Source organism: Thioalkalivibrio sp. ALM2T (assembly GCF_000381505.1).
GTDB classification, from domain to species: domain Bacteria; phylum Pseudomonadota; class Gammaproteobacteria; order Ectothiorhodospirales; family Ectothiorhodospiraceae; genus Thioalkalivibrio; species Thioalkalivibrio versutus.
Window position 1 is genome coordinate 1 of record NZ_KB906580.1, and the last position, 10,059, is coordinate 10,059.

10 protein-coding genes are annotated in these 10,059 nt (G+C 65.1%); 9 read left to right on the plus strand and 1 reads right to left on the minus strand.

Annotated features, from left to right (window positions below; translation table 11 throughout):
- A partial coding sequence (locus F816_RS0113840; RefSeq protein ID WP_019595207.1) for an ISL3 family transposase occupies positions 1-345 on the plus strand: 345 nt, incomplete at its 5' end.
- Between the two features lie 79 nt (positions 346-424).
- On the opposite strand, the gene F816_RS0113845 is transcribed toward F816_RS0113840, so the two are convergent.
- The gene (locus tag F816_RS0113845; protein ID WP_026333284.1) at positions 425-1,615 is read right to left on the minus strand and encodes a hypothetical protein; all 1,191 of its coding nucleotides are present in this window, start codon (positions 1,613-1,615) and stop codon (positions 425-427) included.
- Positions 1,616-1,997: 382 nt separating this feature from the next.
- On the opposite strand from F816_RS0113845, the gene F816_RS0113850 reads away from it, so the two are divergent.
- The 8 genes from F816_RS0113850 to asnB all read left to right on the plus strand — a co-directional run bounded on the left by F816_RS0113850 (position 1,998) and on the right by asnB (position 9,815).
- Complete coding sequence (locus F816_RS0113850; RefSeq protein WP_018168765.1) at positions 1,998-2,534, plus strand: MarR family winged helix-turn-helix transcriptional regulator; 537 nt, start codon at positions 1,998-2,000, stop codon at positions 2,532-2,534.
- Positions 2,535-2,556: 22 nt separating this feature from the next.
- Positions 2,557-2,964, plus strand: coding sequence for a hypothetical protein (locus F816_RS0113855; protein WP_019595209.1), 408 nt, complete (start codon positions 2,557-2,559; stop codon positions 2,962-2,964).
- Between the two features lie 81 nt (positions 2,965-3,045).
- Complete coding sequence (locus F816_RS0113860) at positions 3,046-4,287, plus strand: Zn-dependent hydrolase (protein ID WP_018144912.1); 1,242 nt, start codon at positions 3,046-3,048, stop codon at positions 4,285-4,287.
- A 25-nt stretch (positions 4,288-4,312) separates the two neighbouring features.
- Positions 4,313-5,056 carry a cysteine hydrolase family protein gene (locus F816_RS0113865; RefSeq protein ID WP_018144911.1) on the plus strand — a complete coding sequence of 248 codons (744 nt, stop codon included), beginning with the start codon at positions 4,313-4,315 and terminating at the stop codon, positions 5,054-5,056.
- Positions 5,053-6,510, plus strand: coding sequence for a sodium:solute symporter family protein (locus tag F816_RS0113870; RefSeq protein WP_019595210.1), 1,458 nt, complete (start codon positions 5,053-5,055; stop codon positions 6,508-6,510). The genes F816_RS0113865 and F816_RS0113870 overlap by 4 nt, the downstream gene beginning before the upstream one ends.
- Positions 6,507-6,629 carry a hypothetical protein gene (locus F816_RS15110; RefSeq protein ID WP_019595211.1) on the plus strand — a complete coding sequence of 41 codons (123 nt, stop codon included), beginning with the start codon at positions 6,507-6,509 and terminating at the stop codon, positions 6,627-6,629. Before F816_RS0113870 ends, F816_RS15110 begins: the two co-directional genes overlap by 4 nt.
- A complete protein-coding gene (locus tag F816_RS0113880) occupies positions 6,617-7,699 on the plus strand; it encodes an aspartate carbamoyltransferase (RefSeq protein WP_018144908.1) in 1,083 nt (360 codons plus the stop codon). Before F816_RS15110 ends, F816_RS0113880 begins: the two co-directional genes overlap by 13 nt.
- Before the next feature lie 97 nt (positions 7,700-7,796).
- Positions 7,797-9,815 (plus strand): asparagine synthase (glutamine-hydrolyzing), encoded by a 2,019-nt coding sequence (gene asnB, locus F816_RS0113885; protein WP_019595212.1) that lies wholly within the window; start codon positions 7,797-7,799, stop codon positions 9,813-9,815.
- Positions 9,816-10,059: the final 244 nt, after the last annotated feature.

Sequence of the window (10,059 nt, forward strand, 5' to 3'; positions counted from 1 at the left end):
GACGAGCTGCTGCAGGCCAACCAAGCGTTACTGACGGTCTACCTCTTACGCGACGAACTCAAGAGACTGTGGTTCCAGCGCAGCCCCGAGCGGACGTACCAGGCGTGGCGGCAATGGGTGCAGCAAGCGCACGAGAGTGGAATCCAGGCCCTGCAGCGCTTCGCACGCCTGCTGGAGCCCTACCTACCCGGCATCGTCTCGCGCTGCCGCCACCGGCTGAACACCAGCGTCGTCGAGGGCATTAACAACACGATCAAGGTCATCAAGCGTCGGGCCTATGGCTACCGCGACCAGGAATACTTCTTCCTCAAAATCCGCGCAGCCTTCCCCGGTAATGCTCGATGAACCACAAAAAAGCCCGCACCAGACGGCACGGGCTCGGGTTCGGCGGATGGCCGCCTGGAGACGGCCTTGCCCGTACGGCTTAGAAGTAGTAACCAAAGTTGATGTTCACTCGGGCTTCCCAGTTGTCTTCCTCGTTGGCCCCAAGGCGATCGCCAAATGGATTGTCGCCGCGACGGTTACCGCCCACGAACTCGTTACCGTTGGAGTAGGCCAGGTCGGTGTAGATGTACCAGTTACCCCGCGCCCAGGCCGCCCCTAGAACCAGTAGATCGCTGTTGTTGAAGTCGCTCTCGCTTTTCACGATGGAGGAGACCTCGGCGTAGGGGATCACGTAATCCAGCCATGGGATGTTGCTGGTTTCCTTGTAGTAGCTGAGCGAAACGGCCGGAATCCAGCCCTCTGCGGCCACGGTGTTAGGGAAGTCGTAGGCGCCCATCTGAACGAGCTTGTCCGTTCCAAGCGGCTGATTCTCGTCGACGTCAAACTTGTAATAGGTCAGCTGGCTGGCCAGGGTCCAGTTGCCCCAGTTGTTGACCATGTGGCCGGAGACTGCGTAGTGGTCCCCGTCACTTTGCGGGCCCCTGCTCTTCAGCTCGCCGTACTGCGCCGAGAAGCCGACATCGGCATTGGCGTTGGGGATGCTGTAGATACCGCGGACATTGAACTGGTTGCGTTCTTCGTAGCCGTCACCGGATTCGTTGACGACATCGTAGGAGTACCGCGAGCTGTCCTCGGTATCGCCGGAATAGTTTCCTTCATCCCGTGCGTAGTAGCCGAAGTCCCAGGTCCAGTCACCCATCGGCATGGAGTACTTCACGCCGAGGTCCATGTCGTCGGACAGGCCAACGTAGTAGTGCTGGTCGAAGAACCAGCTTTGGGAGACGCCATAGGCGCCGGGCCCGAATGGCACGCGGTTTACGCCGACCTGGAGCTGGCTCTCGTTCTCGAAGTTGTAGCCCGCCCAGCCGGTGTGCAGCATGTTGTAGCCGTCGTACCAGCGGTACTCCAGTTTCCCGAGCCAGGGGCCATTTTCGTAATCGAGATTGATCCGGGCGGTGTCCAGCAGGAAGTTGCCGCCCTTGTCCCACGAGCGGCGATCAGCGTCGGGGTAGTCACCGACTACATAGTTCGCGCGCAGGGCGCCGCCGATCGACAGGTTGCCGACCTGGATGCTGTCGTATTCCGCGGCAGCGACATTCGGGCCCAGAAACAGGGCCAGGGCAACGGCACCGGAAAGGGGTGCCAGGGTCCAGCTCATCGTCTTCTTCATTGCGATCCTCTCTGGTCGGGCGGTTCGGGTGTGGCCAGAGGCCATCCTGGGCGGACACGGAATGCGCGTCTGTGCGTCTTGACCGTAGCCGGCAACGTTTATAAGCAGTTTCTAATGCGTTGTAAACAAGATACGCGAGCTCGCGCGCACTGTGGTGTGACCACCACACCCGCCCCGTGTTCCTCCTTGTGGCCCCGAGGGTTCGGGGCCCTTCGGTCGCGCGTCTCGGACCCGGCGGGGAGGCGGGTTTCTCGCCGGGGCAGGTACCCCAACTCATTTGTTTAGAGCCCGTGGCCCGATTTCGCCAGTTCGACCTCGAGTTGCAATAAAACTATTTTTGTACAAAAATAAATAGACGAATGATTTATTGCGAGAAGTTTTCATGACCTCCACCCAAGCCGTGCACCAGGCACCCCAGGATGAATCCGGCACCCCTGCCGGTGCGCCGGCCGAGCCGGATGTCGCGCGCTCGGTGATTCGCCAGCTGCGCGTGATCATCCGCGCCCTGCAGGGGCATTCGCGGTCGGTGGAGCGCGCCTGCGGCATCAGCGCCTCGCAGCTGTGGGCCTTGTGGGAGTTGCAGCGCACTCCGGGACTGAACGTCAGCGACCTGTCGCGCCGGCTATCGGTGCATGCCTCCACCACGTCCAATCTTCTGGACAAGCTGGAACACCGGGGTCTGATCGAGCGCCGGCGCCCGGAAAAGGACCAGCGCATCGTCCGGCTCTACGTCACCGATGCCGGGCTGGAATTGCTGGAGCGGGCGCCGGCTGCCCCGCAGGGCGAACTGAACCGCGCCCTGCAGTCGTTGCCCAAGGGACGTCTCGTGGAGCTGGACCAGGGTCTGGACCTGCTGGTCGAGGCGATGAACACCACCGAGCCCAAGGCCGGCCTGCAGCCGTTCGACGGCAAGTCCTGAAACGGCCAACGCGGAGGCCCTGATGCGATTCTTTCGCGTGTTGCTGCCGTTTCTTCTCTGCCTTCCACTATCGGCGGGTGCGCAGCCCACGTTTGATGCGCCACCCGAGCGCTCAACGGATGGCGGCTTCACTCTGGCGTGGGAGGCAGATGCGCCCGTGGTACTGGAGCAGGCCTCGGGTCCCGACCACGCGGATGCGCGCATCCTCTATCAGGGGGGCGATACCAGCACGGTCATCAGCGGCCTGCCCGATGGTGACTACCGGTTTCGCTTGCGCGCCGCGGATGCCGATCCGGACACCTGGGCCGATCAAGCCATGGTGTTGGTGGAGCATCACAGCCTGGCCCGAGCCTTCGGTTTTTTTGCCGTGGGCGCGGTCGTCTTTCTGGTCCTGATCGGGGCCATCCTGCGCGGGCGTCCGCGCAGCTGATTCACTTGGTCCTGCCCTGCCGATCCGTGTCGAGCTAACGTTCTCGCGTGATCCGGGGTGGACCCGCTTTCGGAGGTATCCATGACGGATCTCAAGATCAACATGCAGCGTCTGCAGCAGGACATCAACGATCTCGCGCAGATCGGCCGCGATGCCGACCGGGGCCTGCATCGTCGCGCATTCAGCGACGGCGACCGCGCCGGGCGCGAGTGGTTTCGCGGGCGCCTCGAGGCCGCCGGCCTGGATGTCTGGCAGGACGGTGCCGCCAACCTGCACGGGCGCCTCGACTACGACGGCAAGCGGCCCGTAGTGGCCATGGGCTCGCATCTGGATACCGTGCCCGGAGGGGGGCCGCTGGACGGGGCGCTGGGCGTGCTGATCGGGCTGGAGGTGCTGCGCACCGCCAAGGAGAACGCGGTCGACCTCGCGTACCCGCTCGAGGTGATCGACTTCACCGACGAGGAGGGCCGTTTCGGCGGCATGTTCGGCTCGCAGGCGATGGCCGGGAAACTGACCCCGGAGAGCATCAGCCATGCGCGGGATCTCGAAGGCGTGACCCTGGTCGAGGCCATGGCCAACTGGGGGCTGAACGCCGACGACGCGCTGGCCGCGCGGCGCGACCCGCACAGCCTGCATGCCTTCATCGAGACCCACATCGAGCAGGGCCCGGTGCTGGACCGGCGCGGCCTCAGTGTCGGGGTGGTCGAGGCGATCACCGGCTTGTTCAAGTGGGAGGTGCGCCTGAAGGGCCAGCCCAACCACGCCGGCACCACGCCGATGGACATGCGTATCGATCCCTTCCAGGGCCTGGCGGAGTTCGGCGGCGAGATCAATCGCCTGATCGAGGAGCACGGCAGCCCGAACTCGCGCGCCACTATCGGCCGCGTGGAGCTGGCACCGGGGGCGGCGAATACCGTGCCGGGCATGGCGACCTTCTCCTTCGAGGTGCGCGACACCGACGAGAAGGTCCTGACCGCGCTGGCCCATGCGGCCCGTCGCACCCTGTCCAGCCTGGCGCGCCGGCGCGACCTGATGTTCGAGTTCGACGTCCTCTCCGAGATCGATCCGGTGCGCTGTGACCCCGGTGTCGTGCAGACCATCGAGGCGCAGGCCGAACGCATGGGGCTGGAGTACATCACCATGCCCAGCGGTGCCGCCCACGATACCCAGAGCATGAGCCGCATCACCCGCACTGGGATGATCTTCGTGCCGAGCCTGCAGGGGCGTAGCCATTCCGCCGCGGAATGGACAAACTGGGAAGACATCGAGACCGGCGCCAACCTGACCCTGCAAAGTGCCCTGGCGTTGGCCGCTCGGCAATAAATCGCGACGAGAGGAAGCGCCCGGAATGGCCGAACACGACAACGTCACCCAGTTGACCGACTACGACTCCCTGGATCCGCTGCGCGAGCAGTACCAGGAAAGCCTGATCACCACGCCGGTGCTGCGTCAGGAGTTGCGGGAGCACCATGTCGCCCTGCTGTGCATCGACTTGCAGTATCTGGATGCCGCGCGCGGCCACGGCGTGTTCGCGAACTCCGCCGACTCTGGTGTGCCGCTGGAGGCCCAGGAGTATTACTTCAATCGCCTGGAACAGACGGTGCTGCCCAATGTGCGCCGCCTGCAGGACGCCTTCCGCGAAGAGGGGCTGGAGGTGATCCATACCCGCATCCGCTCACTGACGCATGATGGCCGCGACCGCAGCCCGGGCCACAAGCGCCTGAACCTGCACGCGGCCCCCGGCTCCAAGGATGCCGAGTTCGTCGAGCAGGTGGCCCCGGTCGGGGACGAGATCGTGCTGGACAAGACCGCCAGCGGGGTCTTCAACTCCACCAACCTCCACTACATCCTGCGCAACCTGAACATCAGCGCGTTGTTCATCGTGGGCGTGTATTCCAACGAGTGCGTATCCACCGCCGTGCGGGATGCCTGTGACCTGGGCTTTTATGTCACCCTGATGGACGACGCCACGGCCACGGTGACGCCGGAGATGCAGAAGGCCACGCTCACGACCATCAAGGACCGCTACGCCCGCGTGATGACCACCGACGAGGCGATCCGCGAGATCAAGAAGGTGCAGGAGGCTTCGTGACCGGGCTCGACGACCCGATCCTCCCGACCTCCATCGCCTGGGGGCTGCTGGCGGCGTTCAGCGTCCTCTGGGTGGCGCTGGGCTGGTGGCTGGGTCGTCGCAACAAGACCGCCGAGGATCACATGCTGGCGGGGCGCAACGTTGGTCTGGCGCTGGCCACCGCCACCGCGATGGCCACCTGGGTCACCGCCAACACCACGATGACGGCCCCGCAGCTGGCGCTGCAACTGGGCGTCTGGGGCATGCTTGGCTACTCGCTGGGGGCCCTGGGCCTGATCCTGTTCGCGCCCCTGGCGCGGCGCATCCGTGAGCTGATGCCCGAGGGCTTTACCTCCGGCGACTTCATCCGGCTGCGCTACGGCAAATTCACCTGGCGGGTGTTCCTGGTGGTGTCACTGATCTACGCCTTCGGCTGGCTGGTCTCGATGGCGATGGCTGGCGGGGTGCTGATCAACGCCCTGGCCGGCATCGACTACCGCGTGGGCATGACCGTGATTTTGACCGTCTGCGTGCTCTACACCCTGCTGGGCGGCCTGCGCGCGGTGATCGGGACCGACTTCATCCAGACCGTCATCATCATCGCCGGTGCGGCGTTCATCGCCTGGCTGACCATCGACAAGGTCGGCTTCGAGGCGATCCACTTCAACCTGATGGAAGAGCGCCCGGAGCTGCTGAACCTGCTGTTCCCGGCCGCGATCATGTTCCTGTTCAACAATCTGCTGTTTGGCGTCGGCGAGATCTTCCACTCCAATGTCTGGTGGTCGCGCGCCTTCGCCTTTGGCCGCAACGTGGGTTTCCGGGCCTACCTCTTTGGCGGCCTGCTGTGGCTGCCGATCCCGATCGTGGCCGGCTTCATTGCCCTGGCCACGCCAGCGCTGGGCCTCAACGTGCCCGCCGCGGACATGGTCGGGCCGCTGGTGGCCGCCGAGGTGCTGGGGCTGACCGGGGCGATCGTGGTGTTCATCGTGGTGTTCGCCGCGCTTGCCTCCAGTCTCGACTCGCTGCTGGCGGCCACCTCGGACCTGGTGACCCGCGACATCTACCGCGGCCACATCCGCCCGCAGGCCAGCGAACAGCACCAGTTCCACGCGACCAAGGTGATCGTGGTGCTCCTGGGCCTCGTGACCTGGCTGGCGGCCAGTTACCGCGGCGAGCTGCCGATCGTCGGCTCGCTGGCCGAGCTTCTGTACTTCACCGGCGCCTTCGTGGCCTCCGCGATCTGGCCCATCGTCGCCGGGCTGTACTGGCAGCGGGCGAACCCGCAGGGCGCGGCCTGGTCGATGATACTGGGGTCGGGCATTGGCCTGGCCAGCTACTTCCTGATTGGATTCTATGTGGCCGCGCTGGTCGGGGCCGCTGTCTCGCTGGCCGTGATGGTGCTGAGCACCTGGCTGATGCCGCGGCCATTCGACTGGGGCCGCCTGGCCCATTCGGACGGCGAGGTGGCCGCATGACGATCTCCACTACAGCCCTGTCCGTCATCGTGATCGTCGCCACACTGGTGGCGACGCTGACCCCGATCCTGCTGATTGCCCTGTTTATCCGCGACTGGAAAAAAGGATGCCTCTGGTGAACTACACCGAAGATCCCCTGCACGTGCTCCACCCGAAAGACGGCGCCGCCGGTACCGACCGGCCGAAGGCGTTGCTGGCGGCGGTGGAGGAAGACCCGGACCCGCTTCTCAAGCTGGCGGCCTCGCATGTGGTCTCCAGCCAGCAGTTCTCGCGCGACGAGCTGCTGCAGCTATTCCGCCTGGCGGCGCAGTACGAGACCACGCCGGCGCTGATGCACCTGCCGCTGGCGGGCAAGATCCTGATCAGCGCGTTCTACGAGCCGTCCACGCGCACGCGGCTGTCGTTCGAGAGTGCCTGGCACCGCCTGGGCGGCTCGGTCATGTCGATTACCGACCCCAAGAGCACCGGTATTGCCAAGGGCGAATCGCTGGCGGACATCGCCGAGATGTTCAACAACTACGGCGATGTACTGGTCCTGCGCTCCTCCGATGGCGAGGCCGCTCACAACATGCTGGAGAACCTGCGCATCCCGCTGGTGAACGCCGGCAACGGGATCGACGAACACCCGACCCAGGCGCTGGCGGACGTCTACGCCCTGGCCAAGTGGCGCCCGGAGCTGTTCACCGGCGAGGTGGCCCCGGAGCAGCGCATCAAGGTCGGCATCATCGGGGTGCCCTCGCGCATGCGCACGGTGCGCTCCCTGCTGCGCCTGTTGAGCCTGTTCCCGCAGGCGATCGACGAGATCGTGCTCGTCTCGCGCGAAGACGAGAATTTCGATCCCGGTCAGCGCGAGGAACTGGAAGAGGCCGGGATCTCGCTACGCGTGGTGCACGACCTGGACCCGGCGCTACCGGATCTGGATGTCGTGTACATCAACGCGATCGCCTGGGTGGGTGACACCTTCGAGGCAATGGGCGAGGGGCTGAAGCTGGATCGCCACTCCCCGCTGAAGGAGGGGGCAGTGGTCCTGCATCCGCTGGCGCGAGGTGAAGAGCTCTCCACCGACCTCGATGCCACCCCGCACAACTGGTATTTCGCCCAGGCCCGTGGGGCCGTATTCGTGCGCATGGCGCTGCTGACCACGGTGGTACGCCGCATCAGCGCGGTGATGGATACCCCGGACGGCTGACGCCGCCTTTTAGTTGAACCGCGAGCGGCGTGGCGCGCCGGGCCTGCCCGGCCCGCGCGCCCCGCTCGCCCCGAACGGATAACCAAGGAGACATGCCATGTGTGGCATCGCAGGAATCTTTCACGCCGACCCGACCCGCAAGGTCGACCCGCAAACCCTGGTCAACATGGCCGCGATCCAGTATCACCGCGGCCCCGACGGCTTCGGTTACCGTGCCCAGGATGACCGCGGTGTGGGCTTTTCCCATGCGCGTCTGTCGATTATCGACCTGGATGAGAACCGCGGCCGTCAGCCGTTCTGCATGGACAACGGCGAGATCATGACCGCGGTCAACGGCGAGCTGTACGACTACAAGCGCATCCGCACGGATCTCACCTCGCGCGGGGTGAAGTTCCGCACCAAGAGCGACTCCGAGATGGTCATGCACCTGTACCAGCGCGAAGGGCTGGAGGACGCGGTCAAGCATTTCCGTGGCGAGTTCGCGATCTCGCTGTTTGATCGCAAGCACGACCGGCTGATCCTGATCCGCGACCGCTTCGGCATCAAGCCGCTGTACTTCACCGAGGCCAACGGCAGCTTCGTGTTCGGCTCCGAGCTGAAGGTGCTGTTCGCCAACCCCGATGTCCCGCGCCAGTTTTCCGATGACGGCCTCTATCACCAGCTGATGCAGACCATGGTGCCCGGCACCACCGCGTTCGAGGGCATCCAGCAGGTGAAGCCCGGCCACATGGTGATCGTCGAACGCGCCCACGGGAAGCTGAAGATCCGCCAGGAGAAGTACTGGGACATGGACTTCCCGCTGGCCTCCGAGCGCCCGCCCGAGAGCGACACCGACGAGGCGTACTGGATCGAGGGCGTGCGCGACCAGCTCATGGAGGCGGTGCAGTTGCGCCTGGAGGCCGACGTGCCGGTCGCCTGCTACCTCTCCGGCGGGATCGACTCCTGCATCACCCTGGGGCTGGCCTCGGCCAGCCAGCAGGCGCCGGTCAAGGCCTTCACCATCGGCTTCGACAACGACGACTATGACGAGACCGCGATCGCCCGCGAGATGGCCGAGAGCGTGGGGGCCGACCAGGACATCATGACCCTGGACGCCAACCATCTCTACGACAACTTCGAAGAGGCGCTCTGGCACGCCGAACGCACCATCTACAACACCCTGGGTGTCGCCAAGTTGCTGATGAGCCGCCACGTGAACAAGGCCGGCTACAAGGTCGTCGTCACCGGTGAGGGGTCGGACGAGCTGTTCGGCGGCTATCCGGCCTTCCGCCGCGACATGTTCCTGCACGGCCTGGATACCCTGCCGGAGGCCGACCGCCAGGCCTGGCAGCAGATGCTGAACGAGTCCAACGAACTGGTCTCCGGTGCGATGCTGGCCGAGGACGAGGTCAACGACCCCGACTTCACGCAGATGATGGGCTTCACCCCGTCCTGCCTGCAGCCGTGGCTGGCGGCGGCCGACCACGTGCCGGGCCTGCTGCACCCGAAGCGCCGCGAGCGTATGCAGGACTACAAGCCGGGCAAGGCTATCGCCAACGCCCTGGATGACGACATGCTGGAAGGCCGGCATCCGCTGGACAAGGCTCAGTACGTCTGGATCAAGACCATGCTGGAGGGTCAGATCCTGACCTGGGGCGGTGACCGCATGGACATGGCCAATTCGATGGAGGCGCGCCCGCCGTTCCTCGATCACCACCTGGCCGAGTTCGCCGCTCACCTGCCGCCGACCATGCGCATCAAGGGCAAGACCGAGAAGTACGTGCTGCGCGAATCGATGAAGGGACTGCTTCCGAAGGTGCTCTACGAGCGCGAGAAGTTCGCCTTCATGGCGCCGCCCGCGCACACCGACCCGGTCAAGTGGGCGGCGATGAAGGCCCTGGCCGATCGCTATCTGTCCCCGAAGAAGGTCGCCGAGGCCGGGTTGCTGGACCCGGAGGGCGTGCGTCAGGTGTTCGAGCTGCACGAGTCCGAGGACACACCGGCCGCCACCCAGGTTCAGCTGGACGCGGTGATCAACCACATGATCGGGGTCCAGGTGCTGCACGACAAGTTCGTCGCCACCGACATCCCGGCGCTGGCGCGGCAAAAGGCCGAGGAGTTCGGCTGGCACGCCTGATCACGGGTGCAAGCCTCAAGTGACCCAGAAGGCCCCGCGGACCAAGATCCGCGGGGCCTTTTTCGTTCTTGCCAACAGGGCCGATCGGGGGCTCGACAGGGGGTGGGCGCCCTCATCCGTTGCCGGTCGCGCACGGATCGTGCGCGACCGGCACAAAAAAGGTTCATCGAAGGATACCGGGGAGGTGTTCGACCGCTGAAGGGCATCGTAGTCTCACGTGGAGCCAGGAAGGACACGGGAGAGA

Coding starts and splice junctions, on each gene's coding strand:
- F816_RS0113845 (WP_026333284.1), bottom strand. CDS start 1,615: ATGAAGAAGACGATGAGCTGGACCCTGGCACCCCTTTCCGGTGCCGTT.
- F816_RS0113850 (WP_018168765.1), top strand. CDS start 1,998: ATGACCTCCACCCAAGCCGTGCACCAGGCACCCCAGGATGAATCCGGC.
- F816_RS0113855 (WP_019595209.1), top strand. CDS start 2,557: ATGCGATTCTTTCGCGTGTTGCTGCCGTTTCTTCTCTGCCTTCCACTA.
- F816_RS0113860 (WP_018144912.1), top strand. CDS start 3,046: ATGACGGATCTCAAGATCAACATGCAGCGTCTGCAGCAGGACATCAAC.
- F816_RS0113865 (WP_018144911.1), top strand. CDS start 4,313: ATGGCCGAACACGACAACGTCACCCAGTTGACCGACTACGACTCCCTG.
- F816_RS15110 (WP_019595211.1), top strand. CDS start 6,507: ATGACGATCTCCACTACAGCCCTGTCCGTCATCGTGATCGTCGCCACA.
- F816_RS0113880 (WP_018144908.1), top strand. CDS start 6,617: ATGCCTCTGGTGAACTACACCGAAGATCCCCTGCACGTGCTCCACCCG.
- asnB (WP_019595212.1), top strand. CDS start 7,797: ATGTGTGGCATCGCAGGAATCTTTCACGCCGACCCGACCCGCAAGGTC.